Annotated in this window: 26 protein-coding genes; 7 read left to right on the forward strand and 19 right to left on the reverse strand. The window is 32.0% G+C overall.

Annotation, left to right across the window (positions count from 1 at the left end):
• The first annotated feature begins 3 nt into the window (after nucleotides 1-3).
• Together ACFSSE_RS14265 and ACFSSE_RS14270 are read left to right on the forward strand one after the other, a co-directional pair.
• Nucleotides 4-453: a MarR family winged helix-turn-helix transcriptional regulator gene (locus tag ACFSSE_RS14265; protein ID WP_379046517.1), complete on the forward strand. Its 450-nt coding sequence runs from the start codon at nucleotides 4-6 to the stop codon at nucleotides 451-453.
• A gap of 10 nt (nucleotides 454-463) precedes the next feature.
• Nucleotides 464-991, forward strand: a complete 528-nt coding sequence (locus ACFSSE_RS14270) for a KdsC family phosphatase (protein ID WP_379046514.1) — start codon at nucleotides 464-466, stop codon at nucleotides 989-991.
• A gap of 83 nt (nucleotides 992-1074) precedes the next feature.
• Here ACFSSE_RS14270 and ACFSSE_RS14275 read toward each other — a convergent pair whose 3' ends face one another.
• Nucleotides 1075-1524, reverse strand: a complete 450-nt coding sequence (locus ACFSSE_RS14275; protein WP_379046511.1) for a ferritin-like domain-containing protein — start codon at nucleotides 1522-1524, stop codon at nucleotides 1075-1077.
• Nucleotides 1525-1753: 229 nt separating this feature from the next.
• Here ACFSSE_RS14275 and ACFSSE_RS14280 point away from each other — a divergent pair, with 229 nt between their 5' ends.
• Entirely contained in the window at nucleotides 1754-2311 is a 558-nt protein-coding gene (locus tag ACFSSE_RS14280; protein WP_379046508.1) for a Maf family nucleotide pyrophosphatase, read from the forward strand.
• On the opposite strand, the gene ACFSSE_RS14285 is transcribed toward ACFSSE_RS14280, so the two are convergent.
• The 10 genes from ACFSSE_RS14285 to ACFSSE_RS14330 form a co-directional block, all read right to left on the reverse strand.
• Entirely contained in the window at nucleotides 2308-3237 is a 930-nt protein-coding gene (locus ACFSSE_RS14285) for a Ppx/GppA phosphatase family protein (RefSeq protein ID WP_379046505.1), read from the reverse strand. The genes ACFSSE_RS14280 and ACFSSE_RS14285 overlap by 4 nt on opposite strands.
• 58 nt (nucleotides 3238-3295) lie before the next feature.
• A complete protein-coding gene (locus ACFSSE_RS14290; protein WP_379100992.1) occupies nucleotides 3296-3910 on the reverse strand; it encodes an energy transducer TonB in 615 nt (204 codons plus the stop codon).
• A gap of 226 nt (nucleotides 3911-4136) precedes the next feature.
• Nucleotides 4137-5444 (reverse strand): ABC transporter permease, encoded by a 1308-nt coding sequence (locus ACFSSE_RS14295; RefSeq protein ID WP_379046499.1) that lies wholly within the window; start codon nucleotides 5442-5444, stop codon nucleotides 4137-4139.
• Nucleotides 5445-5447: 3 nt separating this feature from the next.
• A complete protein-coding gene (locus ACFSSE_RS14300; RefSeq protein ID WP_379046496.1) occupies nucleotides 5448-6344 on the reverse strand; it encodes an ABC transporter ATP-binding protein in 897 nt (298 codons plus the stop codon).
• A gap of 129 nt (nucleotides 6345-6473) precedes the next feature.
• On the reverse strand, nucleotides 6474-7883 hold the full coding sequence (locus ACFSSE_RS14305) for a PQQ-dependent sugar dehydrogenase (RefSeq protein ID WP_379046493.1): 1410 nt from the start codon (nucleotides 7881-7883) through the stop codon (nucleotides 6474-6476).
• Between the two features lie 259 nt (nucleotides 7884-8142).
• Nucleotides 8143-9318, reverse strand: a complete 1176-nt coding sequence (gene dnaJ, locus ACFSSE_RS14310; protein WP_379046491.1) for a molecular chaperone DnaJ — start codon at nucleotides 9316-9318, stop codon at nucleotides 8143-8145.
• Nucleotides 9319-9494: 176 nt separating this feature from the next.
• Entirely contained in the window at nucleotides 9495-10094 is a 600-nt protein-coding gene (locus ACFSSE_RS14315) for a nucleotide exchange factor GrpE (RefSeq protein WP_379046488.1), read from the reverse strand.
• A gap of 127 nt (nucleotides 10095-10221) precedes the next feature.
• A complete protein-coding gene (locus ACFSSE_RS14320) occupies nucleotides 10222-10902 on the reverse strand; it encodes a cell division ATP-binding protein FtsE (RefSeq protein ID WP_379046485.1) in 681 nt (226 codons plus the stop codon).
• Nucleotides 10902-11105, reverse strand: coding sequence for a fructose-6-phosphate aldolase (locus ACFSSE_RS14325; protein WP_379046482.1), 204 nt, complete (start codon nucleotides 11103-11105; stop codon nucleotides 10902-10904). Before ACFSSE_RS14325 ends, ACFSSE_RS14320 begins: the two co-directional genes overlap by 1 nt.
• A gap of 68 nt (nucleotides 11106-11173) precedes the next feature.
• Nucleotides 11174-12199 carry an acyl-CoA reductase gene (locus tag ACFSSE_RS14330; RefSeq protein WP_379046479.1) on the reverse strand — a complete coding sequence of 342 codons (1026 nt, stop codon included), beginning with the start codon at nucleotides 12197-12199 and terminating at the stop codon, nucleotides 11174-11176.
• Nucleotides 12200-12290: 91 nt separating this feature from the next.
• Here ACFSSE_RS14330 and ACFSSE_RS14335 point away from each other — a divergent pair, with 91 nt between their 5' ends.
• A complete protein-coding gene (locus ACFSSE_RS14335) occupies nucleotides 12291-12644 on the forward strand; it encodes a 4Fe-4S dicluster domain-containing protein (RefSeq protein WP_379046476.1) in 354 nt (117 codons plus the stop codon).
• A gap of 212 nt (nucleotides 12645-12856) precedes the next feature.
• Here the strand turns inward: ACFSSE_RS14335 and ACFSSE_RS14340 are convergent, their stop codons facing one another.
• The 3 genes from ACFSSE_RS14340 to ACFSSE_RS14350 all read right to left on the reverse strand — a co-directional run bounded on the left by ACFSSE_RS14340 (nucleotide 12857) and on the right by ACFSSE_RS14350 (nucleotide 16152).
• On the reverse strand, nucleotides 12857-13102 hold the full coding sequence (locus tag ACFSSE_RS14340) for a hypothetical protein (protein ID WP_379100995.1): 246 nt from the start codon (nucleotides 13100-13102) through the stop codon (nucleotides 12857-12859).
• 287 nt (nucleotides 13103-13389) lie between these two features.
• Nucleotides 13390-13851 (reverse strand): thioredoxin family protein, encoded by a 462-nt coding sequence (locus ACFSSE_RS14345; RefSeq protein ID WP_379046470.1) that lies wholly within the window; start codon nucleotides 13849-13851, stop codon nucleotides 13390-13392.
• A gap of 9 nt (nucleotides 13852-13860) precedes the next feature.
• Entirely contained in the window at nucleotides 13861-16152 is a 2292-nt protein-coding gene (locus ACFSSE_RS14350; RefSeq protein ID WP_379046468.1) for a TonB-dependent receptor, read from the reverse strand.
• A 96-nt stretch (nucleotides 16153-16248) separates the two neighbouring features.
• Here ACFSSE_RS14350 and ACFSSE_RS14355 point away from each other — a divergent pair, with 96 nt between their 5' ends.
• Complete coding sequence (locus ACFSSE_RS14355; protein WP_379046465.1) at nucleotides 16249-16902, forward strand: metal-dependent transcriptional regulator; 654 nt, start codon at nucleotides 16249-16251, stop codon at nucleotides 16900-16902.
• 763 nt (nucleotides 16903-17665) lie between these two features.
• Here ACFSSE_RS14355 and gyrB read toward each other — a convergent pair.
• Nucleotides 17666-19624, reverse strand: a complete 1959-nt coding sequence (gene gyrB, locus ACFSSE_RS14360) for a DNA topoisomerase (ATP-hydrolyzing) subunit B (protein WP_379046462.1) — start codon at nucleotides 19622-19624, stop codon at nucleotides 17666-17668.
• Nucleotides 19625-20079: 455 nt separating this feature from the next.
• Here gyrB and ACFSSE_RS14365 point away from each other — a divergent pair, with 455 nt between their 5' ends.
• The gene (locus ACFSSE_RS14365) at nucleotides 20080-21570 is read left to right on the forward strand and encodes an FG-GAP repeat domain-containing protein (protein ID WP_379046459.1); all 1491 of its coding nucleotides are present in this window, start codon (nucleotides 20080-20082) and stop codon (nucleotides 21568-21570) included.
• Nucleotides 21571-21653: 83 nt separating this feature from the next.
• Entirely contained in the window at nucleotides 21654-22577 is a 924-nt protein-coding gene (locus ACFSSE_RS14370) for a DUF58 domain-containing protein (RefSeq protein WP_379046456.1), read from the forward strand.
• Between the two features lie 43 nt (nucleotides 22578-22620).
• Here ACFSSE_RS14370 and ACFSSE_RS14375 read toward each other — a convergent pair whose 3' ends face one another.
• From ACFSSE_RS14375 to ACFSSE_RS14390, 4 genes are all read right to left on the reverse strand, one after another.
• Nucleotides 22621-23442, reverse strand: a complete 822-nt coding sequence (locus tag ACFSSE_RS14375; RefSeq protein WP_379046453.1) for a mechanosensitive ion channel family protein — start codon at nucleotides 23440-23442, stop codon at nucleotides 22621-22623.
• 49 nt (nucleotides 23443-23491) lie between these two features.
• Entirely contained in the window at nucleotides 23492-24676 is a 1185-nt protein-coding gene (locus tag ACFSSE_RS14380) for an aspartate aminotransferase family protein (protein WP_379046450.1), read from the reverse strand.
• Between the two features lie 66 nt (nucleotides 24677-24742).
• Nucleotides 24743-24943: a hypothetical protein gene (locus tag ACFSSE_RS14385; protein ID WP_379046447.1), complete on the reverse strand. Its 201-nt coding sequence runs from the start codon at nucleotides 24941-24943 to the stop codon at nucleotides 24743-24745.
• Between the two features lie 98 nt (nucleotides 24944-25041).
• A complete protein-coding gene (locus tag ACFSSE_RS14390) occupies nucleotides 25042-25569 on the reverse strand; it encodes a hypothetical protein (protein WP_379046444.1) in 528 nt (175 codons plus the stop codon).
• Nucleotides 25570-25731: the final 162 nt, after the last annotated feature.

The following is a 25731-nucleotide window of genomic DNA, read 5'->3' on the forward strand; positions in this document are numbered from 1 at the left end:
TATATGGAAATAGAAAAAGAAATTCATAACCAAAAGTTTAGTAACAATTTTCAAAAGGCATCTGTAAATATTATTTATACTTATAATTGGTTAAATGGTTTTATAAAAAAGGAGTTAGATAAATCAAATATCACCAACCAACAGTTTAATATTTTAAGAATTTTAAGAGGCCAACATCCAAAACCGACTACCATAAATACCATTAGAGAGAGAATGTTAGATAAAATGTCTGACGCTTCAAGAATTGTGGATAGGTTAGTTCAAAAAGATTTGGTAAAACGCAGCATTTGCGAAAAAGATAGGAGAGCAGTTGATATTGTTATTAATGAAAACGGTCTAAAGCTTTTAGAAAATATTAAATTAGAAGAAGCGATGACTAAAAGTTTTCAAAGCAATATTACAGAAGAAGAAGCGCAAACTTTAAGTAATTTATTAGATAAGTTTAGAGGTTAGGTATAAAAATATGCTGGATAAATTAAAAGACATTACCACTTTTGTTTTTGATGTTGATGGGGTGCTTACCAATGGTAATATTTTAGTCGCTGAAAACGGTGAACAATTACGTCAGTATAATATTAAGGATGGTTATGCAATACAATTAGCTATTAAAAAAGGCTATGAAGTTGCGGTAATTACAGGTGCGAAAACAGAAGCCGTTAATTTAAGGTTAAAAGGTTTAGGCGTAAAGCATATTTACCTAAATGCATCCTATAAAATGCCTTTGTTTTTAGATTTTTTAGAAAAAACTGGTAAACAAAAATCAGAAATAGTTTACTGTGGTGATGATTTACCCGACCAAGAAATTATGGAGCAAGTTGCTATTGCGGTTTGCCCTTCAGATGGTGTTCAAGAAATAAAGGATATTTGTAATTACATATCTCCATTTAATGGTGGCGCTGGCGTTGCCAGGGATATTATTGAAAAAGTTTTGAAAGTGCAAAATAATTGGTTTGTAGAAAAACCTAATGCAGATGACGGCGCTATTAAATAAAAAAGTTTTAAGACTATTTACGGTAGATAATTGTAAATAATCTTAAAACTTTAATGTTGTCTTTCAAAGGTTAAATTCAAAAATTACAAGCTTAAGCTGTAACTTTCAATAGTACTTAATGCGCTTGCAATGCCTTCTCTTTGTTTAGTAAGTATAGCATAGTGGTCTGCGTGGTCTCTATAATCTTCCAAAACCTCATCATATTTTTCTAATGCAGCTTTTTCGCCAGTAGTAATAGCTTCTAAAATTGCGCTATCATCGTTTCCGGTAAAAGCATCTTTAATATCTAACCATGCTCTGTGTAGTGCACCTAAAACCCCGCCTTCTTCATTATCTGATTTACCGCCGTGTTGTGCAATATGTGCTTTTAATTCTTCTGCGTAAGCATATCTCTGGTTACTAAACTGTAAAAAAGTAGATTTTAAATTTTCTGACTTCACGTTGTTAATTGCTTCTTTGTAGCCTGTTTTACCATCATTTAAAATGTTAATTAAACCTTTTAAATCTGATACAATTTCTTCTTGATTTTTCATGATATTCTGTTTTTAATTTATAAAATTTTGTAGTGAATTAAAAAACAACCCTCATATTGGGCTAATTAATAATGTTTTACAAAGAAGTAAATACATATACAATACCAAAAACTTAATTCGTTAATAAATATTCCTAAATAAATTTCACTGACATTTTTTTACCATCGCATATCTTTTTTATCATTAAAGGATAATTATTGCATTTTTGCGTTGTAATAAAAAGTAAACAGTGGATAAAATAATATACTTAGCATCAAAATCTCCAAGAAGACAAGAATTATTAACTTTAATGGGTTTTTCTTATCAGTTATTATTAAAAGACGTTGACGAGAGCTACCCAAGCAGTTTAATTTTAGAAGAAGTAGCTGTTTATATTTCTAAAAAGAAAGCTGATGCATTTGAAATACCTGAAAATGGGATTTTAATTACTTCTGATACCGTTGTGATTTTGAACAATGAGCTTCTGGGTAAGCCAGAAAATAACAATCATGCTTTTGAAATGTTAAGCAAATTGAACGGAAAAACTCACAAAGTGGTTACCGGTGTAAATTTAAGAACAGAAACTAAAAATATTTCATTTTCTGAAACTACAGAGGTTACTTTTAGTCAGTTAACTGATGAACAATTGTGGTATTATATTGATAATCATCAACCTTTTGATAAAGCTGGGTCTTATGGTATTCAGGATTGGATAGGAATGGTTGGTGTAAAAGAGATTAATGGTTCTTACACCAATGTTATGGGCTTACCAACTGAAAGGTTATATAGAGAATTAGCTAATTTTTAATGATCACTCAAAATTAAGCCTTCTTTTAAAGAATAAGTGCAAGTAATAACCTCTTCTATATGAGTTCGTTTAATTATAAATTGAGTGAGAATAGCAGCCATTAAAATCATATCTGTGCGTAAAGGAATTAAACCTTGCATTGCCAAACGTTGTTGGTGCGTACTTTCTATAATTTCATCAAGTAAATTCATTATTTCAGGATAGTTTAACTCAAAACTCTTCATAGTTTCTGGGTTAAATAAAACTTGCTGCTTTAATGCAATGATGGTGGCAAAAGAATCGAAAGAACCTGCTGTACCAATTAATTTTTTTGGATGTTGTGTTTTTACTGCTTCAAAAAGATTGATTAAAGTATTTGAAAAATGTTGATGAATGTTTTCTAAAGTGCTCTTTTCTATCGCATTTTCATGCTGATAATAATCTGCCAATAACCTTGCTGCACCCAATTGATAGCTTTGTTTCCAAAATATTTGGTTTTGATTGCAGATGATAAATTCAACACTACCACCACCAATATCCATTATTAAAGAAGTTTTATCATTTAAAACTCCTGCGCCTTTTGCTCCATTGTAAATATATTCTGCTTCTTTTAATCCATCAATTATTGTAATTTGAATTTGAGCTTTTTCTAGCGCTTCGGCAATAAATTCTTTTCCGTTACTTGCATCTCTAACAGCAGCAGTTGCAGTAGCTTTTACTTCTTTAATGTTATGTTTAGAAAGTTCTTTCCTAAATAAAACAAGCGCATCAATACCTCTTTTATAAGCAGCATCAGCAATGTGTCCTTTGTTTACACCACCTTCGCCAAGTTTTACAGCAATGGTGTTTTTGTGAATGATATCGATGTTTTGTTGCTCATCTACATTTGCAATTAACAAATGAAATGTATTGGTGCCTATATCAATTACTGCTTTTTGTTTGGTCATTTTGTTGAAAAGATTTTTATTAGCTGAATAGAATTATTAGCCTAATTTTTAATGAAATTTATTTTATCTCGGTATTAAAAAATACGGGTAAAGTATAAGAATAGTTTTTTAATTTCCCGTTTTGCAATCCCGGAGTAAATTCTAAAAGTTTCACAATCCTTAATGCTTCTTTGTCTGCAATTTCAGATAATCCTCTAACAATTTTAGGTTCTGTCACATTGCCTAATTCGTCAATTATGAATTGAACATAAACTCTGCCTGCTTTGGCATCTTTAGGATAGTTGATGCTATTTTTAATAAACTTTACCATTGCCTCACCACCTTTTTTATATTGGGGCATTATTTCATTAATACCACCGAAATAAAGATTTTGGTCAATTTTTGACTTTACAGTTGTATCGCATGTGTCTGGAATTGAAATTTGAGCGACTGATTCTTTACAAAAAAAGGTAAGTCCAAGAGAAACCAATATACCAATAACGTACCTTTTATAACTATTTATTGTTTGCTTAGGAATATCTTGAACTAAGTTTACTTGCTCATTAGAAAACATACCACAAACCTCTTGTTCTTTCTTTAAAATGTTTAAGAGTTCAAATGAATCACTTTTTCTAAAATCAATAACAGTTTTGTTGCAACTTTTACAAAATTTTCCGGAGTTACAATCAGGCATATTGTTAATATCCTTAGAACATAGGAAGTTGAAATTGACGTTTTCTATTGGCAACATGTCGTTATTAAAAGTAAATCTAATACTTTAGTTAATTAAAGCTTCGTTATTTAATCCTTCGTTCAAAAAAAACTTCTTATCCTTGAAATATCGAAAAACAAAGTAAAATCATTCAATCATTCTCTCATTCATTCATTCTATTCTTCAATAATTCACTCCTTAAACAAACCTACTCCTTATAACTAAACCATTTAGCCAGTTCTTTATACGTTATTTTTTTGCCATACATTAAAATACCAACACGGTAAATTCTTGAAGCAACCCAAGTTGTAAATATAAAACCAGCAACCAGTAAAACCATCGAAAGCGCTAACTGCCATCCAGGTACTCCAAACGGAATACGAATCATCATGGCGATAGGGGAGGTTAAAGGAATAATAGACAGCCAAAAAGACAAACTACTGTCAGGATTATTTACTATCACATTCATTCCTAAAATAAAGGTGAAAATGAGCGGTAAAGTAATGGGTAACATAAATTGTTGCGTTTCAGTTTCGCTATCAACAGCAGAACCAACCGCTGCAAACAATGCACTATACAACAAATAACCGCCTAAAAAGTAAAAACCAAATGTGCTTAAAATGTAAGGGAAGTTAATAGTATCTGCTGCCTTTAAAAAAGCTTCTACTTTATTGGTCTCACTTGCTACTTTAACAATCTCCTGATTTTCTTTAGAAACCCCTTCAATTTGAGCGCTTTTAGAACTTGTAAAATATCCTGCAGCTAAAGTGGATAAACCGGTGCTTAAAATAATCCATAATAAAAACTGTGTTAAACCTACTGCGCCAATACCTAAAATTTTACCAAGCATTAACTGAAAAGGTTTAACAGAAGAAACAATAACTTCAATAATTCTACTGGTTTTTTCTTCAATTACACCACGCATAACTTGTGTACCGTAAATAAAAAGCGAAAGATAAATTAGAAAAGCACTTAAAAAACCTACAATAAAAGTTGCGCCAATGCTTGCATCTTTTTCGCCTTCTTCTGTAAGTTGTTTGGCACTAATTGATACATTAGCCTTTGAGCTATTAAGAATTGCTGTGTCAATACCAGCGTCCACCAGCTTTTTATTTCGTAAAATGGTTTCCATCTGCGATTCAACATCACGAACTAAAGCGATTCCAGGTTTTTTTTCAGAGATAATTTCTGTTTTTCCAGATGTTGCATAATCAGCAGCAATAAATAAAAGAAAACCCTCTTTCTCTTTCCTTACTTCTTTTTTTACTTCCTCATAATCGCCTTTTACATAAGTGAAATTGAGGTTTTCGGTATTTTTTAATTGATTTTCAAATATGCCGGTTTCATCTAAAACTTTAAACTTTTTGGCAGTATCATCTCCTTTAACAGTTAAATAGCCTACTAAAAACATCATCCCAATAAACAATGATGGTACTAAAAAAGTAAGTATTAAAAACGATTTCTTTTTAACCCTGCTTAGGTATTCTCTCTGGATAATTAAAAATACTTTGTTCATGGTTTAGTTTTTTACTTTTTGAATAAAAATTTCATTGATTGTTGGGACAATCTCTTCTAGATGGTTCAAATTTGCCAAAGGAATAATTTCTTGTAACAAATTGTTTGTGCTAAAACCTTCTCTTAGTTTTAATGTATGATTATAGTTTTCATCGTTAGCGTTTGTGCTTATTAATTCGGCAGTTTGAAAATCAGCCTGACTTAATTCTTTATTTAACCCAACCTTGTAAGTGTTATTTCGGTAAGAGTTTTTAATGTCTTTTACGCTGCCATCTAAAATTTTATGCGATTTATGGATAAGTGCAATATGGTTGCACAATTGTTCTACAGATTCCATACGGTGTGTAGAGAAAATAATGGTAGAACCTTTTTGATTTAATTCTAAAATTTCATTGGTAATGATTTCTGCATTTACGGGGTCAAAACCCGAGAAAGGCTCGTCTAAAATAATCAACTCAGGCTCGTGTAAAACGGTAGCCACAAATTGTACTTTTTGCTGCATCCCTTTTGATAAATCTTCTACTTTTTTCTTCCACCAATCCTGCATATCCATTTTTTCAAACCAATATTTTATACGTTTGGTGGCGTCAGCTCTGCTTAAGCCTTTGAGTTGCGCCAAATAAAGCATCTGGTCGCCAATCTCCATCTTTTTATAAAGACCTCGTTCTTCTGGCAAATAACCAATTTTACCGATGTGAGATTGGTTTAACTTTTCTCCGTTAAAAAATATTTCACCAGCATCTGGGCCAGTAATTTGGTTTATAATTCTAATTAGAGATGTTTTACCAGCGCCATTAGGTCCCAAAAGCCCAAAAATAGTTCCCTTTTCTACCTCTAAACTTACATCGTCTAAAGCCCGGTGCTTAGCGTATTCTTTTACAATATTTCTGATACTTAGCATGTACAATCTTTTTTTGTTAGAGGCTTTTTAGTTTATTTATTACAGATTAAAATTTGTGAAATTACTTTATTCCACTTTAACCAAATCAAAAATCAGCTTTCGGCTTTAAGCCTTAAGCTTTTAGGGATTTTATATAGGCATCAGTTTATAAACTCCTTCTCCCTCAACACCAATATATATGTAACCATCTGGTGCCATTCTTACTTCTCTTAACCTGCCAATATTCTTAAATAATAATTCTTCTTTAATCACTTTTCCATCTTTAATTACACATCTGTTTAGGTATTGAAATCTTAAAGAGCCCACCATTAAATTGCCTTTCCAACCTTTGTAAATATCGCTGTTTACAAAAGCCATTCCGCTGGGTGCAATAGAAGGAATCCAATAATGAATAGGGTCAGTAATACCTTCTTTTTGAGTAAAAGGAGTCATTATTTTACCGTTATAATTAATGCCGTAAGAAACTACAGCCCAGCCATAATTAGCTCCTTTTTTATGGATGTTAATCTCATCTCCGCCACGTGGACCATGTTCATGCGACCAAATTTCATTAGTAAATGGGTTTAGAACTAAGCCTTGCTGATTTCTATGTCCGTAGGAAAATATGCTTTCCTGTGCTTTTGCTTTGCCGTAAAAAGGGTTGTCTTTTGGTATTTCTCCATTGTCAGTAATGCGATGTAATTTGCCTAAAGCATTATTTGTATCTTGTGGATTTTCTTGATTGTTACCTCTTTCACCAACAGAAAAATAAAGTAATCCATCTTTCCCAAAAACCATCCGAGAACCATAATGATGTCTGGTCTTGCTGTATGGTAAGGCTATAAAAATATCTTTGGCATCAACTAATTTGTTGCCTTCTAACTTTGCTTTTAATATTGCTGTAGTTTGTAAGCTAGCATCAGTAGGGTTGGGTTTAGAATAGCTTAAATATATTATTTGGTTGCTTGCAAAGTTTGGGTGTAAAATAACATCCATTAAGCCTCCTTGTCCAGCAAATCTTACTTCCGGAACATTTTCTACTTCTACAGAAGATTTATCATCATTAACTATATATAGCTCGCCAGATTTGTCTGTTACTAGCATTTTTTTATTAGGTAAAAAGGCAATGCCCCAAGGTATTTTAACTTTATCAAATACTTTTACCAATTTTATTTTGCCTTCTTCGGTTTCAAAAATATCTGATTTTGGTTTCTCGTTCTCATTATATCTATCAACGTTTTCAATTCCTTTGATGATGTAATTTGCTAATTCTTTTATTTCCTCATCTTTAAAAGTTTCTGCAAATGCAGGCATTCCATCTTCTTTATAGCCATTTTTTATAGACTTAAATAGATCCTCTGGCGTTTTTCCATATTTCCATTTCCTATCTACAAAGGCATTCATTTTTGCACCGTGGCAACCAGAGCAATTTGCTTGATAATTAGCTTCTGGAGTATCAGATATTCCATTTTTTTCAATTGGTTTTTCTTTTAAATTGAATGATAGTAAAGCAGTTATGGAAATTATTGATAAAATTCCCGCAGTTTTTAAATTAAGCATAGCAATTGGGTTAAATATTTTTGAAATTAATGATTTTAATTTCAAAAATTGATAAGTAACTAAGATTTTTATTTAAAATGATTTGAACTGCCTAATATTTTAGCCCTGATTGTAATGGAAATCCTTTTTATGGTTTGGGCTTTGGGGTAAGGATTAAAAAGATTATAGCGTAAAGCAGTTTTTGCAGATTTTGATTGCTCCAAACAAAAAAAGGTAGAAACTTTCATTCCTACCTTTAATTTATAGTTTCAATTATTTTTTACTCAAAATATTCTTTCATTCTATCAAAAAAGCTTTTTTCGTTTTTACCCGGACTAGGTTTGAAGTTTTGAGATTCTTTTAGTTTTTCTAAAAGCTCACGCTCTTCGTTATTTAAAATTTTTGGTGTCCAAATGTTTACTTGTATCAGTTGGTCTCCTTTATGGTAAGAATTTACTTCGGGGATACCTTTACCTTTTAAACGTAATATTTTACCACCTTGTGTGCCTGGTTCTAATTTAATACGAGCTTTACCGTCTATGGTAGGCACTTCAATACTTGCACCTAAAGTAGCGTCAACAAAGCTTACATGTAAATCGTAAATCACGTTAATACCTTCTCTTTTTAAAGCTTCGTGTGGGGTTTCTTCAATTAAGATAATTAAATCGCCTGGTACGCCGCCTCTTGGTGCTGCATTACCTTTGCCGCTCATGCTTAGTTGCATACCGTCACTTACACCTGCCGGAATGTTTATGCTAATGGTTTCTTCCCCTCTAGAAACACCATCACCATGGCAAGTACCGCATTTTGCAGAAATAGTTGTTCCTTCGCCATTACAAGTAGGGCAGGTACTTGTTGTTTGCATTTGCCCTAAAATGGTGTTGGTTACGCGTCTTACTGCACCAGCACCACCACAAGTTTTACAAGTAGAAAAAGAGTTTTTATCTTTTGCACCGCTACCATCGCAAGTATTACACAATACTTGTTTGTTAACTTTTATTTTTTTCTCTACACCATTGGCAACTTCTTCTAAAGTAAGTTTAACTTTTATACGTAGGTTAGTTCCTTTTTGAACCCTACGTCCGCCACCTCCTCTTTGTTGACCTCCGCCGCCAAAGAAACTATCAAAAGGGCTTCCGCCGCCGCCACCGCCACCAAAAATATCTCCAAATTGACTAAATATGTCTTCCATATTCATGCCGCCACCGCCATATCCACCACCGTAACCACCTTGTGAGCCTGCATGTCCAAACTGGTCGTATCTTTGTTTTTTCTCCGGATTACTTAAAATCTCGTAAGCTTCAGCAGCTTCTTTAAACTTATCTTCAGCACTTTTATCATCCGGGTTTTTATCTGGATGGTATTTAATCGCCATTTTGCGATAAGCTTTTTTTATCTCGTCTGCAGGTGCGCTTTTAGAAACACCTAGTATATCGTAATAATCTCTTTTACTCATGTTTTTTGATTTGATGATTTGAAAATTAGACGATTTGAAGATGACATCAAACTAGTCAACTCTTAATCATTAATATTTCTCAACAATCTTTTAATATTTATAATAATTCAATTTAAAAATTTGATAATCTTAACAAGACATCTTCAAATCTTCAAACCAACTCATCTTCAAATAATTTATGCTCCTACAATTACTTTTGCAAAACGAATTACCTTATCGTTCAATAAATATCCCTTTTCTACTTCATCAATTACTTTACCTTTCAAATCTGGTGTTGGTGAAGGAATACTTGTAATTGCTTCGTGTATATCGGCATCAAAAGCTAAACCTTTGCTTTCCATAGGTTTTAAACCTTTTTGGCTTAACAGCGATAATAATTTATGATGTACCAATTCAATACCTTCTTTAACAGGTTTTACATCGACAGCACTTTCCATTGCTTTGTTTGCCCTTTCAAAATCATCTAAAACAGAAAGCATAGAAACAATCACGTCTTTTCCCGCAGTTTGCAATAATTCAACGCGTTCTTTAGTTGTACGGCGTTTATAATTGTCAAATTCGGCATACATGCGCACATATTTGTCATTCAACATTGCAACTTCAGCTTTTAGCTTATCTGTTTCGCTAATTTCCTGAATCTCTTCTGGCTCATTAACTCTGGCTTCATTAACGTTTTCTATTTCCTCACGAATTTCTTCTTGATTTTGATTTTCTTGCGTTTGGTCTGTCATTTTGCTATTTTCTTCTGGTTCTGAAACCTTTTTTCTCTTAAACATGGCTATATATGATAACGGTATCCAAATACCAAACATGCTGCCATTTCATAAAAACAGTCAACCTGTCAGTTTTTATATTTAAAAACTTACAAATTGACTGTTATAGATAATTTATGTATGGATTTTTTTAAACAGTAGCGTCTTCAATCACTCTTCCGTTTTCGCATTTAATGATACGAGAAGGGAAAGTTCTGATAATGTGGTAATCATGAGTAGCCATTAGTACAGCAGTACCGGATTGGCTAATTTGACGCAATAAAATCATTATTTCTTCTGATGTTTCAGGATCTAAGTTTCCAGTTGGCTCATCAGCTAATATTAACTCAGGATCGTTTAATAATGCTCTTGCAACAACAACTCTTTGTTGTTCTCCTCCTGAAATTTCATGAGGCATTTTTTTCATTTTACTACGTAAACCAACTTTTTCTAAAACGTCTTTTATACGTTCGTCTATTAAGTTTTTATCTTTCCAACCAGTGGATTTTAGCACAAATGCTAAGTTTTCTTCAATACTTCTATCTGTTAATAATTGAAAATCTTGAAATACGATACCTAATTTTCTTCTTAAAAAAGGAACATCATTTTCCTTTAAATCTTTAAGTTCATAGCCAACAACATGTCCATCACCGTTATGAACATGAAGATCTCCGTAAATCACTTTCAATAAACTACTTTTTCCAGATCCGGTTTGTCCTATCAAATAAACAAATTCACCGTTATCTACGTGTAAATTTACATTAGATAAAACCAGGTGTTTTTGTTGAAAAATATCAATATTATTTAGTTTAATTACTGAGTTACTAACCATTAGATTTCTAATTTTAATATTTGTCCGAAAGGTAAATCCTTTATGATATTCATTATATAAGTAGCTTTGTCGCCAAGTCCAATTTTTTCGAGTGATTTATCTGGTCTATCAACCCTAAAGTAAGCTAATAGTGTAAAATGTTCGTCTCTTAATTGTACATAATCCGGAATTTTTGCCACCCCTTTAACTTTTATTATATACATTATTGTGCGTTTGGATTAACTTTTTACAAAGGTAAAATTTTTTAGTGCCTATTTTTAATAAATTAAAATCAGTTTAACGCTGTTAAGAAACTCATGGTATCAACACCATCTGCATAATCCCAAAGTTTTGGGTTTTGGCTATCTCCAAATCTAACTTTTGCAGTAGGTAAATCAATGTTTGCATTGGTAACTACTACCTGTATATTTTCTTTTTGCGTGTTTATATAGTCTAAAGCCTCATTAATTGTTTCATATTCTTGATAAAAAACCGCAGAAAGGGGAGATGTTAATTGGTCGCTTTCTGTTACCAATAAAAAGCCATTATCAAAATGTTTGTTTTTATTAATAAGGTAAATAGACTTATTATAATCGTAATTATTTAGGTATTTATGATGATTTAAAATTGGATTAAAAGGCTCAATAGACTCAAAAAAAGGAACGAAATTATAATCTTTTGGAACTAAAAATTTTGAAACATTTCTGCATCCTAAGCCATAATAATCAAAAATATCTTTTCCTAAAAGTGCTAATTCTTCTCTGGTTTCTTTACCTGTAAGTAGTGCAATGCTATTCCTGTTTTTTCTGATAATGTTAGGGACTTTAGAAAAATAGTAATCGAAATACCGAGAAGAATTATTGCTTCCTGTTGCTATAACAGCATCAAAATTCTCTAATCGCTCTACATATTCAACTTGTTTTTTAAATAAAGGTTCAATTTCTATTAATTTGTTTAGTATAAAAGGAATCAAATTATCATCTTGAGAGGATAGCTTTATTAATGCAATATTTCCGCTTAATAATACTGCAATAATATCGTGAAAGCCAACCATGGGTAGGTTTCCGGCTAATATTAATCCAATTTTTTTAGGGTTGGTTTCATTTATTTGATACTTTGATAACCATCTATTTACATCATCAGCGTTAAGCATTTGAGCGTTAGCTTTTATTGCTTTACTTACTTCATCTGTGGTAAACCAAGCATTCTTATTTCTGGCACTTTCAATTAATGCTTGTAAAGCATCATTTGGGTTTGACAAGAAATTACCCAATTCATTTATCGCTATTATCTTTTTTTCTTTACTAAAATTCGACATTGTTGAAATTCAAATCCTTAAAATATGTTATATTTGCAAATAATTAAGAGAACGACAAAAATACGTTTAAAGACGTAAGAAAAAATAAGATATGGCAATTATAATTACAGACGAGTGCATTAACTGCGGAGCATGTGAGCCAGAATGTCCAAATAACGCAATATATGACGCAGGACAAGCCTGGAAATTTTCTGAAGGAACTAACTTAAAAGGAATAATTGATTTTGGCGGTGGCGAAACTTTAGATGCTGATGCAGCACAAGCAGCTATTTCTGATGAGGTTTACTATATAGTTTCTGATAAGTGTACAGAATGCAAAGGTTTTCATGATGAACCTCAATGTGCAGCAGTATGCCCAGTTGATTGCTGTATTGATGATGAAGACGTTAGAGAAACAGAGGAAGAGTTATTAGCAAAGAAAGCTTGGTTGCACCAAGAAGGATAAAAATACTTCAACTTTAAAAGTATAAGCCTTTTGCAATTTGCAAAAGGCTTTTTTTATGGTAAGTTTTGTTATAAAATCATGAGCTCATGGTTTTATAATTTTTAAAATACTTTAATCAATGATTCTCTTTCAATAGATTTTTATGTTTAAAGAATTATATTTCAAATTATTGACCATACGTTTGAGTTACATAGAATAGGTATTTTATAATTTTATATCGGAATTGTTTTTGTAGTTACACTATCATTAAAAATAATGCTTGTCCCAACTATAGGGGTAGAATTTATTGCAACTCCTTCACCAAGCATTTTTTCAATGGTTTCCACAACAACATTAAATAAAAGCGCTTTAGATTGCGCAGTTATCACATTGAAAATCTCTTCAACCAATTTACCATCTACATATTTATAGGAAACATTGTTTTCATCAATAGAAGCCGATGCAACTAATTTTTGCATTAGAAGATGTTTTACCAAGTCTTTTGCGTTATGTTGTTTTTTCAAATAAATAATTACGTTTATCATTTACTAATTAATTTATATTTAATTTTTATTGATAATAAAAAACATTATTTAATAAAGATGTACTTAATAATATATTTATTTTTATTTATATGTTTTATGTATTAATTAAATTATTTTTATCATTTAGTAGTGTAAAAAAAACAACTAATTAGGAATGTAAGACTTAATATTTTTTTAAAAATTGATGTTTCTAAATAAACGATTTACACATTTTACTTTTTTCATAAAGTAATAAATTCTAATTTTTTTAATAATTCATTTCCACTTATATAGCCCGAATAATTAAATAAAACTTCATTTGAGGTATTGAATATATAAATATTAGGATAGGAAATTGGTTTCCCTAACGTCAAAGCCTTTACAAATTCATGCTCTCCAATGTTTTTTCCAGTAAGTAAAAATTTAAAAGTTTTGCCCCCGTAATTTATTGTTTGGTTAGCTTCTCCATTAAGAATTACAGTGTAGTAATTGTCATTAAGAAAATCAATTAGTTTCTGATTTTTAAAAGAAGTGTGCTTCATGCTTTCGCAATACCTACACCAATCTGTATAAATAAATATCATTACTTGTTTTTGCTCAATATTTTGAAGACTGTCTAACTGATTAATATCATAAACTTTTAGCTGTGCTTTTGCAGATAAAATCAAGATGCTGAAAAAAAGAAAAAGTGCTAACTGTTTCATTTTGCTTAATTAATTTAAAGTATATCTAAAACCTAAGAAGCCTCTAATCCCTTGGTTAGGGGCAAAAACATAACTTGGATCAAAAGATAAAGCATTTGGGTTGTTTGGTGTAGTCACCACCTGTCCGTTTGGGTCAAAACTAACTTCTTTATCAAAAGGATCAAAAGAACGAGCAATGCTATTAGCAGGCGGAGTAAAGTTTAGTAAATTTTTTACACCTCCGTAAAGTTCAAATTTATTGTTTAAGGTTTTGGTGAGCTGTATATTTTGTAAACTCCATAATGGAGATTTTGCGGCTCTATTGTCTAATTTGCCTAATAACGGTAAAAGCATAGGCCCGTAAACATTGCCTGTATAGTCTATTTTTAAATTTAGTGGGTTAATTTTGTAACCTACGCCCCAAACAGCAGTAAACCTTTCCGTTAATAATTGTCGGTTGTTTATTCCTTCATCTGTAAAATTGACATCCATAATTGTGGTGCCTGCTAAAATGGTTAGGCCATTTTGAAAAGCCAAATCTACATTTAAACTCACACCTTTTGAAGTAGCAAAACCTACCAAATTACTGTAAATAATTTTATTAGGATCTGTTAAATAATCGGGTATAATTCTATTATTGAAATAAGTATAAAAAGCACTTGCATCTAAATTTATACTTGCGTTACTTTTGGTATATATCTTTTTCACGTAATTAATATTCCCATTCCAAGATGTTTCTGGTTTCAAAGATTCTGTAAATTCTACAGTTCTTGCTCCTGTTAAGGCAGCATGGTCTTCAGTAAAAACATTTGCCACTCGGTAACCATTGCCAACACTAAAGCGAAGGATATTTTTTAAATTGGGAGAAGTCCATTTGTAGTTTGCCCTTGGAGTAAAAACATTACCGTGGATGCTGTTATAATCATACCTTAACCCTAATAGTAGCTTTTTGCGGTCTGTTAACTTAATTTCGTCTTGTATAAATAAACCCGGTAAATTAATGATGGAGGGAGTATTTACTTCAATATTATTTACAGTATTATTTGTCGCTGGGGTGTTATCGTCGTAGTAGGTTCGCCTATAACTTGCACCTAAAAGTATATCATGTGAATTGCCAATCGCTTTATTCCAAGTTAGTTGACCAAAGCTTATGAGCTGTTCTGCATTATAGGATACATCGCCATAAAAAGAATTTTGGTAATGCCCATTGGCACTAAACTGGAATTGTAAATCCTCTTTGGTAGGTAATTGATATATGCCAAAGGTTTCCCATCTTTTAGTGTAGATGCTTTCTCCGTAAATTTCTCTGCCTCCTCTAAAACTTTTATTCCACCTCATATCGCCACCCCACCTGTCTTCGTTTACAAAACGACCAGCTATTGAAAACAACCTGTTTTCCTTCCGCTTAATTACCCATTTGTTAAATACAGAAATTCTATTCTGCAAAGTAACATCTGTAAAACCATCGTTATTATTATCTATTTTGTTTTGATAATTGAAGTAATTAACTCCTAATAAAGATTGGACATTTTTTCCAGCATTAAATTTTAAACCTAAATCTGTATTTACATCTCCCCAGTTAGAACTGAAAATATCAGCCGAGAATAAAGGTGCCTGGCTAGGTTTTTTGGTGATGATATTTACCAAGCCACCAACCGCTTCAGAACCATATAATGTTGATGCTGGCCCCTTCACTATTTCTACCCTTTCTATTAATGACTGTGGAATACCTGTTAACCCATAAACCGTTGATAAACCACTCACTATTGGCATTCCGTCTATTAAAATCATAGTATATGGCCCTTCTAAACCATTTATATGGATATCGCCAGTATTGCAAACATTACAATTAAGTTGAGGGCGTACACCATTTACATTTTGCAAAGATTCAAAAAGGGAAGGAGTGGGGTTTGCTCTAAAAAATTGGGAAGTGTAAACTTCAACAGGAACGGGACTATCAGATTTCGAAACCTCTTTCATTGTCCCAGAGATAACAACTTCATTCAAACTGTTTTTTATTTGCTTTAGAACTACTGTTAATAATGTAGTGTCGTTTTCTGCTAATGTGATGTTGCGCTGTGTTTTATCAAAACCTGTACAATAAAACTCTAATCTATAACTTCCAGCATTTAAGTTGTTTAATGTGAAGTTTCCCAAACTATCAATGTTTGTATTAGTTGGTTTTCCATTTAATAAAATTGTGGCGTAATTTATAGGTTTATCATTAGATGAAATTGTTCCGCTGATGACACTGCTTTGCCCGAAAACTAAATTGAAATTTAGGAGTAAAGCAAAGATAATAGTTGTTCTAACGGAGTTCATTTTAAAAGCCTAATTTAATAGATTACAAATACAAAACTATAAAAGTTAGATTAATCTAACAAATTTATTTTGTTTCTTTTTATATCTTTGAATAACATGTTATCATTTACAGAAGAAAATTACCTGAAAGCATTGCTTAAAATCACGATTGATAATGAGGTGGAAGAAGTGGGGACCAATGAGTTAGCGCAACAATTGGATGTTAAACCAGCTACTGTAACCGATATGCTTAAAAAGTTGAAAGAAAAACAACTAATTAAGTATGAGAAGTACGGTAAAATAGGTTTGAATGAAGAAGGCAGAAAATATGCCTTAGAGATTCTACGTAAACACCGCTTGTGGGAAACTTTTTTGTTTGAAAAATTAGATTTTAATTGGGATGAAGTGCATGAAATTGCAGAACAATTGGAGCATATCAAAAGTGCTAAGTTGGTTAATAAATTAGACGCTTTTTTAGATTTTCCTCAGTTTGACCCTCACGGAGACCCAATACCAAATGAGTTAGGAGAAATAAAAGTAAAATACAGGAAAACCTTAGCAGAAGTAGCTGTTGGCGAGACTTGTAAACTTGCAGCTGTTAAAGATAATTCCGTTTCATTTTTACAATATGTGGTAAAAGTAGGTTTAGGTTTAAGCAGTATTGTGAAAGTAGTTGGAAGGCAAGAATATGATGCTTTAATGGAGATTGAGGTAAATGGAGAAGTTTCTTTTGTAAGTGAAAAGTTTGCGGAAAATATTTATGTGGTCTAATTTGCCAATAAAAGCCGAATGCTTTTATTACGTTTATTAATTAATTATGTTTGAATGTTACCCGAGCGAAATTTCTCAACCAATAAGATAAGAAAAATTGAATTATTTAATGAGCTATATGAAGAACTTCTCGAACAAAAAGCTAGCATTAATAATTACATGCATTTATGTTGGACTAGGTGCGATTTACAGTTGTTTATATTGGACAAATGTGAATATCGCCTTACCGAGCGAGAGTAAAGTTTTGTTTTACTTTTTTGCTCCAGTAGCATTTATTCCAATCATGATTTTGTTTACCGAACCCAATCCAATTCTGTATATTTTAATATTTGAGACAATTGCTTTTATTATTATATGGTTAATCGCCTATGGACTTTTAAATTTATTCCGAAAAACTAAAAAAACTTTGCAATTACATAATTCAGGCAACTATGAAAACTAATAAATATTTAGCCGACTGGAATAAACCTAAAACACCCTAAAAAAAAATTGAAAAAACACATCAACACATAACAGCAAATACAAAAATGGCTGATGGTGGTTTAAACTTAGGTTCTTCGTTAATTATTTAATGCAGTGCGGTATAATACGGGTTTTCCAATTAATGCCATTAAGCACAAATTTTGAAACCGGTATTTGCTAAAGACACTGAGCCAATTTTTTTTTTGTCTGAAATAATTAATCAGTTTAAATTTTTATTTAAAAATAAAGGCTAAGATTATTAAAATCTTAGCCTTTATTTTTTAGCAATGCTGAATGCTAATTAAGCATCAATTTTAGCATATTTAGCATTTTTCTCAATAAATTCTCTACGTGGGGCAACTTCATCGCCCATTAGCATAGAAAAAATGTGATCGGCTGCTACAGCATTATCTATTGTAACCAGTTTTAAAGTTCTTGTTGCAGGATTTAAAGTGGTTTCCCATAATTGTTCTGCATTCATCTCTCCTAAACCTTTATAGCGTTGTATGTGTACGCTTTCTTCTTTACCCGCACCTTTTAAACGTTGTACTGCAACATCACGTTGTGCATCATTCCAGCAATATTCAAAATCTTTACCTTTTTTAACTTGGTATAATGGTGGAGCTGCAATGTAGATATTACCAAATTCAATTAAATCTTTCATATAACGGAAAAAGAAAGTTAATATAAGCGTGGTAATGTGAGAACCGTCAATATCCGCATCCGTCATGATGATGATTTTATGATATCTTAATTTCTCGATATTTAGTTTTTTATCATCTTCTTGGGTACCAATACTTACGCCTAATGCCGTAAAAATGTTTTTTATCTCGTCATTTTCGTAAATCTTGTGCTCCATGGCTTTCTCCACGTTCAAAATCTTACCTTTCAAAGGCAAAATAGCTTGAAAATCACGGTTACGACCTTGTTTTGCAGTTCCACCTGCCGAATCTCCCTCGACTAAATACAACTCACAAACCATTGGATCTTTATTGGCACAATCGGCAAGTTTTCCAGGTAAACCAGAACCACCCATTACGTTTTTACGCTGTACCATTTCTCTTGCCTTGCGGGCAGCAGCTCTGGCGGTTGCAGCAATAATAACTTTGTTAACTATTAACCTGGCTTCTTTTGGGTTTTCTTCTAAAAAATTACCTAAAGCTTCACCAACAGCAATATCAACAGCTCCAGTTACTTCATTATTACCTAATTTAGTTTTGGTTTGTCCTTCAAACTGTGGTTCTTGAACTTTTACAGAAATTACAGCGGTTAAACCTTCTCTAAAATCGTCACCAGTAATTTCAATTTTTAAGTTTTTTAATAAACCAGATTTATCTGCGTAAGATTTTAGTGTACGAGTTAAGCCACGTCTAAATCCAGCAATATGCGTTCCTCCCTCAATGGTGTTAATATTATTTACATAAGAATGCACATTTTCACTGTAGGAGTTGTTGTAGGTAAAAGCCAATTCAACTGGGATACCATTTTTTTCGCCCTCTATATAAATAGGTTCAGGAATTAATGGTGTTCTTGTATCGTCTAAATACCTAACAAATTCTCTTAAGCCACCTTCACTATAAAAGTGTTCTGATATAAAAGTGCCATCGTCGTTGGTTTCACGTTCGTCTGTTAAAGTTAAACGAATTCCTTTATTTAGATAAGCTAGTTCTCTTAATCTTCCAGCTAAAGTGTCAAATTTATACTCTGTTGTTTGAGTAAAAATAGTATCATCTGGAGTGAAAGTTACAATAGTACCGTTACTTGATGATACACCAGTTTCTTTTACTGGATATAAAGGCTTCCCGCAAGAATATTCTTGCATGAAAATTTTTCCTTCTCGGTGAACCTCTGCTTTTAAATGGATAGATAAAGCATTAACACAACTTACCCCAACACCGTGTAAACCTCCAGAAACTTTATAGGTATCTTTATCAAATTTACCACCAGCATGTAATACTGTCATTACAACTTCTAATGCAGATCTTTTTTCTTTGGTGTGCATGGCGGTAGGAATACCCCGGCCATTATCACTTACTTTTATAGAATTATCCTTAAGTATAGTTACAAAAATATCTGTACAGTAACCTGCTAAAGCCTCATCAATAGAGTTATCTACCACTTCATAAACCAAATGATGCAAACCTTTAAAGCCTGTATCACCAATGTACATCGCCGGACGTTTACGAACCGCTTCTAAACCTTCTAAAACCTGAATATTATCGGCCGAATAATTTGATTTGTCTTCCTTTTCTTCGCTCATTATTTATTTATAATCAATACCCGTAAAAATACATTTTATGCATGGTAATCCGAAACTGTGTGGATAAATTATTACAATCAAACATTTCTCTATCATATTAAATATTTGGAGAATTATAGATAGGTGCTTTTATTTAGAGTTTAACTTTATAACTAATTTTTCTTTTTAATAGAAATTAAAAATTATTTGGGTAATTTTTTGCCTAATAAGGGTATTTTTGAGATGAAATAATTTATTTGATCTCATCTAAGCGCCTATTTGGCTATTCTGTGGCTATGTGATTTGTGGAGTAAATTTTGCGTACATGAATATAAGCGTTCTTGTTTTTTTTATTTAATTAAATAATTAAGGTTCAGCTTAACATAATATGTAACTCAAAAAAATAACTTGCGTATAAAATTACACATGTGTGCATAATGTGGGGATTTAGAATTAGCATTCCAAAACAAAAAGATATGAAAAAGAACTTTTACTTATTTACTTTAACAATAGCATTTTTTATTACTGCTTGTAATAAAGAGCAAATGTCTGGTGTTTCGCCGTTCTCGTCAGAAAAAGATTTAATAGAATTAAGTTTTCTTAAAGTTAACAATCCCGAATTGGATAAAGATTATAAAGCAACTATTGACGGACAAGCAATAACTATTGCAATACCAAAAGGAGTGAGTTTAAAATCTTTAGTACCCACATTTAAAGTTTCTGAAAATGCTACTTTACTAATAAATAATGTTGGTGTAGAAAACGAAAAAACACCTATAGATGTTAGTGGAACATCTGTAATAAACGTATTGGCTCAAAATAAATCTAATAACAAATATTTTCCTACTGTTTTGTTGGTAGGTGTAACTCAAGATTTACAAGCAAACAGTAAAACATCTTACAATACTTATATAAATAATAAACTTTACATAGATTTTTCTACAGCAATAACCAAAACAGCTTTTAATGTAAACTATTTTGAAGATGCCTATAACGCAAGAGCTTACGCAGATTTTGATAAGGATGGAGATTTAGATATGATAGCTGTAGCCAGTAATGCTTTTGGGAGCAACGCTGTTGATGTAGAATACTATAAAAATAATGTTTTTCAGTTTGTAAAAGACCAAACAGTTTTTAGTAACGGAACGCCAAAAATGCTAAATGCTAGAAAAGTGATAGTGGCGGATTTAGATAAAAATGGTTGGTTAGATGTAGTAATTACAGGTTCTGGTTTTGATAGAACACCGTTTTCTGGCGAGACAATAAAAGTATTAATGAATGTTAACGGAAAGTTCACAACAAAAGATTTAGGTATTGGTTTAGGTTACTTTGCGTCTGTAACTGCTGGCGATATTGATAATGATGGAGATATTGATTTGTTTGTTACCGACAATAAAGCAATAAGTAAATTTATGATAAACGATGGTGCGGGTAATTTTAAACCAGAACTGTCAATTTATCCAAGTACATTATACGGAAAAGCGTATTTCACTTCTGAGTTATATGATATAAATAATGATGGATATTTGGATTTGGTAACTGGGGGTCATGAGCATAACGGAGCAAGTACAATTGTTCTTTTTGGTAATGCTAGTGGTAATTTTATGACTTCATTAATGTTTACAGTTCCTGCTGTGAGTGGTTTTGGAGTTGTGGTTGATATTGATTTTATAGATTACAATAAGGACGGCAAAACAGATGTTTTGATTACAAGAACAGGTGACGGAAAATTAGAACAAGGTTATTACAAAGGTTACTATTTACAATTATTGAAAAACAATGGAAAAACTTTTGAGGATGTTACTAAAACTGTTTTAGCAAACTATGTTGATGAGAATGCCAACAGATGGATTAATATGATAAGAGTGCATGATGTTGATAACGATGGTGATTTAGACATCACTTCTGACGATAAATTTTATGGTTTATCTTGGATAAATAATAGCGGAGTATTTACCAAGCAATAATTAAAATAATAATGATTTATAAAAAGGGATGAAATTTTCATCCCTTTTTTGTTGTTGATTCTTTATTTTAGTTAATTTTAAAAATGGCTAGCGCATCCCTTGGTTTAGACGAGAAGATTGATTTTGGTAATTTAGAACTTTTAGCACAACAAGTGGTAGAAGGTTTTATTACTGGACTTCATAAAAGTCCGTTTCATGGCTTTTCTGTTGAGTTTGCAGAACATCGTTTGTATAATACGGGTAACTCTATTAAAAATATTGATTGGAAGTTATTTGCTCGCACAGAAAAACTTTTTGTAAAGCGATTTGAGGAAGAAACAAATTTGAGGTGTCATATTTTAATTGATAACTCTTCTTCTATGTTTTATCCATTAACGGGCATAAATAAATTTGAGTTTAGTGCTTTAGCGGCGGCTGCGCTTATAAATTTATTAAAGAAACAAAGAGATGCTTTTGGTTTAAGCGTTTTTGGTGAAAAAATTGAATTGCATACTCCTGCAAAATCAACCACCAGTCATCAAAAATTTATATTAAATGAGTTAACGCAATTTTTAAAAAATCAACAGAAAAACACTAAAACAAATTTAATAGAAAGCTTGCATCTTATTGCCGAGCAAATTCATAAACGTTCTTTAGTAGTATTATTTACAGATATGTTTGATACTGTTAGTTCTGAAAATTATTTGGATGATGTTTTTGCTGCATTACAACATTTAAAATTCGCTAAAAACGAGGTGATAATTTTCAATATTAATGAACGTAAGCATGAACTTGATTTTAATTTTGAGAACAGGCCATATCATTTTATAGATTTAGAAAGTAATGATGCTATTAAAATAAATCCAATCCAGTTTAAAGAAACCTATTTAAACAAGGTAACTCAATTTAAAAGCACCTTGGCTTTAAAATGCGCTCAATATAAAATTGATTTAATTAATGCTGATTTAGAGGAAGGTTTTTATCCGATTTTAAAAGCTTGGTTGTTAAAAAGGAATAAAATGATGTAAAAAACTAAACCCCGACAATTTATTATCAGGGTTTTTAATTTTTTTATTGTACATGTTTGTAAACATGTACATCTCTTTGTGGGAAAGGAATAGACACACCTGCTTTATCAAAAGCTTTTTTTACAAATTCTAATTTTGTTAGGTAAACGTCCCAATAGTCATCATTACCTACCAGCGCCCTAACCCTAATATTTACAGAACTATCTCCTAAACTATCAACATAAATGTAGGGTTGGTCTCTATCAATTATTCTTTCATCAGAAAAAATAACTTCTTTAATAATTTCTTTTGCTTGGTCTATATCGTCATTATAACCTATGCCAAATATCCATTGTACTTTTCTTGCCGGCTCCGAACTGTAATTAATGATGATATCGTTGTACAAAATGCCATTAGGGACAATTATTGTTTTGTTATCGAAGCTTTTTAAAACGGTATGGAAAATTTGTATTTCTGAGACCGATGCCGTTACGCCTTGTGCCTCAATAACATCGCCAACTTTAAAAGGTTTAATAAGTAGAATTAAAATGCCACCTGCAAAATTTGCTAAACTACCTTGTAAAGCTAAGCCAATTGCCAAACCAGCTGCACCTAAAATTGCAATAAAAGAAGTTATCTCAATGCCTAAAGTTGATAATGTGCTTAATATTAAGAGTATTAATAATAAATTATGAACCAAGCTTTTTAGGAAAACCCTTAAAGATGGATCAAAATCTCTTTTCTCCATTATTTTACCAAACGTTTTTGATAAAAATTTAACAATTTGCCAACCTATTAAAGCTATTAAAGTTGCTTTAATTAAAGCCAAACCAACATCTGCTCCTTTTGTAACTAAAAATAATTTTGCTTGTTCTAAATACTCCATATCTTTTTTTTGTAAAGTTTATGTATAATTAGTAAGTAATTTAGTGAGGTTAAAGTTCTGAGATTACATTTAAAATAACATTACAAGCAAATTCAATTTCTTCGGTGGTAATGGTTAAAGGTGGCGCTATCCTAAGAGCCGAATCGCAATGTAAAAACCAGTCTATAATTACACCTTGTTCTACACATTTTTTACTTACTAATTCTACTTCATTAAAATTAGACAGTTGTATAGCAAGCATCAAGCCTAAACCTCTAATCTCTTTAATTTTTGGATGATTTAATAAATTTTTGAATAAAACCTCTTTTTTAGGTACACCTTTTATTAAATCTTCATCTAAAATTGTATTAAGAGTGGCCAAACCAGCTGCACAACTGACAGGATGCCCTCCGAAAGTAGTAATATGCCCTAAAATTGGATTGCCTTTTAGGCTATCCATTATATCTTTTGATGATATAAACGCCCCAATTGGCATTCCACCTCCCATTCCTTTTGCTAAAAGTAAAATATCAGGCACAATATCAAAATGCTCAAAAGCAAAAAGTTTTCCGGTTCGGCCAAAACCGGTTTGTATTTCATCAAAAATTAATAATGTTCCAGTTTCTAAACATTTTAATCTTAGTGCTTTTATATAATCTAAATTAGGAACTCTAACTCCTGCTTCACCTTGTATGGCTTCTAAAATTACTGCGGCAGTTTTTGTGGTGATCAAGTTTAAATCATCAAAATTATTGAGGTTGATGAAATTAACATCAGGTAATAATGGCCGATATGCTTGTTTGTAATATTCGTTACCCATTACACTTAAAGCACCATGCGTACTGCCATGGTAAGCGCCATTAAAAGATAATATTTCTGAACGGTTGGTGTGTCTTTTAGCAAGTTTTAAAGCGCCTTCTGTGGCTTCAGTGCCAGAATTTGTAAAGTAAACTGATGATAAATTTGAGGGCAAAACCTCAGCTAGTTTTTTCGCAAAATTTACTTGAGGTGCTTGCACAAACTCGCCGTAAACGGTAACATGTAAATATTTTTCTAATTGTTGATGTATGGCATTTATTACGTTTGGATGCCTATGCCCAATGTTACTAACTGCAAAACCCGATACTAAATCTAAATATTTTTTTCCATCAGGACTATGTAAGTAACAACCTTCAGCTTTTTCTATTTCTAAAAGCCTTGGAAAGTTTGATGTTTGTGCTGTATTTAATAAAAAAAGCTGTTTTTGACTTAACATAAGCACAAAGATAGCTAAAAGGAAATTTATGCTAGTGGGTTTTATAATTCATCAATTTACTGATGATTATTTGTTTTCTTTTAATTTCCAAAAAACATCAGGCTGAATCGTTGGTTGTTCTGGTTTTTTAGAAGGTTTTTCAGGAATAAAATCTACCAATTCGCCATTTTTAATGTGTGCCACATCCAAGATGATACCGGCTTGATAGTTTTGGTTTTCTATGATATAAGTCTGCGTGTTATTGTCGCTTTCAAAAAAGACATTCATCACTAGAAATACAGCGATTTCCTCCTTTTTGGGGATATTGATCTGTAAAGAACCACCTGTAAAAATTTGGTTTCTTTCAATAACAATTGGGTTGGCACTCAGGCTTTGGACGGTAGCAGCATTAAAATCCGCAAAAACAAAGCAGAGATTAAGTTTTGCCCTTTTTGCATGATCTGGTGCTTTGAACTTATTTGCCCAGTCAAAAGCGGGAAGACTGATGAGTATTTCTGTTGGGGTAATTTGGATATTAAAAGTCGCTGTGAAGAGCTTATAAAAGCTTGTTTTGGCATTGAGCTCAAAACCTTGAGCAGTTTCAAATCGCCATCAAGAACCCCACGTTTACCTTTTTTGTCTATTGGTCCAGTCCTGATGATTTCACGAAGCTTAGCCGACAGCCGGTTATGAAGTTCTAATCTGAAATGTTTAAGTATTAGAGGTTTGATGGCTTGCTTTAATATGGCACAAGCTTTACTGCCTGTCCTAAATTCGGCACTACTTTTCTGGCTCTCTTCGCCTGGTTGGTAAGATGCCGGCTTGGCTCTTTTAAAATGTTTCTTTCCTCTACGGTAGCCAACGGTATCTCCTAATTTTCCGGAATAGGGTAAAACCCCTTCTTGTTCTGCCATATTTTTCTTAAATTTGGTAAAGCTTAAAGCTAGCTAATCTCTCCTAAAAAATCAACAGTATATTTTCTATAAGTCCACCTTAACTCCACGTCAAGTCATAACTGTCCGAACAAATAATATACAAAAAAGGCCTGTATAATTCTAATTTTGAGTTGCGAAACC

This window comes from Pedobacter alpinus (assembly GCF_042684645.1).
Classification (GTDB): domain Bacteria; phylum Bacteroidota; class Bacteroidia; order Sphingobacteriales; family Sphingobacteriaceae; genus Pseudopedobacter; species Pseudopedobacter alpinus.

Coding starts and splice junctions, on each gene's coding strand:
- ACFSSE_RS14285 (WP_379046505.1), bottom strand. CDS start 3,237: ATGACCAAACAAAAAGCAGTAATTGATATAGGCACCAATACATTTCAT.
- ACFSSE_RS14265 (WP_379046517.1), top strand. CDS start 4: ATGGAAATAGAAAAAGAAATTCATAACCAAAAGTTTAGTAACAATTTT.
- ACFSSE_RS14385 (WP_379046447.1), bottom strand. CDS start 24,943: ATGAATGTCTTTTTTGAAAGCGACAATAACACGCAGACTTATATCATA.
- ACFSSE_RS14370 (WP_379046456.1), top strand. CDS start 21,654: ATGGCTAGCGCATCCCTTGGTTTAGACGAGAAGATTGATTTTGGTAAT.
- ACFSSE_RS14275 (WP_379046511.1), bottom strand. CDS start 1,524: ATGAAAAATCAAGAAGAAATTGTATCAGATTTAAAAGGTTTAATTAAC.
- ACFSSE_RS14290 (WP_379100992.1), bottom strand. CDS start 3,910: ATGCCTGATTGTAACTCCGGAAAATTTTGTAAAAGTTGCAACAAAACT.
- ACFSSE_RS14295 (WP_379046499.1), bottom strand. CDS start 5,444: ATGAACAAAGTATTTTTAATTATCCAGAGAGAATACCTAAGCAGGGTT.
- ACFSSE_RS14330 (WP_379046479.1), bottom strand. CDS start 12,199: ATGTCGAATTTTAGTAAAGAAAAAAAGATAATAGCGATAAATGAATTG.
- ACFSSE_RS14355 (WP_379046465.1), top strand. CDS start 16,249: ATGTTATCATTTACAGAAGAAAATTACCTGAAAGCATTGCTTAAAATC.
- ACFSSE_RS14300 (WP_379046496.1), bottom strand. CDS start 6,344: ATGCTAAGTATCAGAAATATTGTAAAAGAATACGCTAAGCACCGGGCT.
- ACFSSE_RS14375 (WP_379046453.1), bottom strand. CDS start 23,442: ATGGAGTATTTAGAACAAGCAAAATTATTTTTAGTTACAAAAGGAGCA.
- ACFSSE_RS14320 (WP_379046485.1), bottom strand. CDS start 10,902: ATGGTTAGTAACTCAGTAATTAAACTAAATAATATTGATATTTTTCAA.
- ACFSSE_RS14305 (WP_379046493.1), bottom strand. CDS start 7,883: ATGCTTAATTTAAAAACTGCGGGAATTTTATCAATAATTTCCATAACT.
- ACFSSE_RS14315 (WP_379046488.1), bottom strand. CDS start 10,094: ATGTTTAAGAGAAAAAAGGTTTCAGAACCAGAAGAAAATAGCAAAATG.
- ACFSSE_RS14380 (WP_379046450.1), bottom strand. CDS start 24,676: ATGTTAAGTCAAAAACAGCTTTTTTTATTAAATACAGCACAAACATCA.
- ACFSSE_RS14270 (WP_379046514.1), top strand. CDS start 464: ATGCTGGATAAATTAAAAGACATTACCACTTTTGTTTTTGATGTTGAT.
- ACFSSE_RS14345 (WP_379046470.1), bottom strand. CDS start 13,851: ATGAAACAGTTAGCACTTTTTCTTTTTTTCAGCATCTTGATTTTATCT.
- ACFSSE_RS14335 (WP_379046476.1), top strand. CDS start 12,291: ATGGCAATTATAATTACAGACGAGTGCATTAACTGCGGAGCATGTGAG.
- ACFSSE_RS14340 (WP_379100995.1), bottom strand. CDS start 13,102: ATGCAAAAATTAGTTGCATCGGCTTCTATTGATGAAAACAATGTTTCC.
- dnaJ (WP_379046491.1), bottom strand. CDS start 9,318: ATGAGTAAAAGAGATTATTACGATATACTAGGTGTTTCTAAAAGCGCA.
- ACFSSE_RS14350 (WP_379046468.1), bottom strand. CDS start 16,152: ATGAACTCCGTTAGAACAACTATTATCTTTGCTTTACTCCTAAATTTC.
- ACFSSE_RS14390 (WP_379046444.1), bottom strand. CDS start 25,569: ATGGCAGAACAAGAAGGGGTTTTACCCTATTCCGGAAAATTAGGAGAT.
- ACFSSE_RS14365 (WP_379046459.1), top strand. CDS start 20,080: ATGAAAAAGAACTTTTACTTATTTACTTTAACAATAGCATTTTTTATT.
- ACFSSE_RS14325 (WP_379046482.1), bottom strand. CDS start 11,105: ATGTATATAATAAAAGTTAAAGGGGTGGCAAAAATTCCGGATTATGTA.
- gyrB (WP_379046462.1), bottom strand. CDS start 19,624: ATGAGCGAAGAAAAGGAAGACAAATCAAATTATTCGGCCGATAATATT.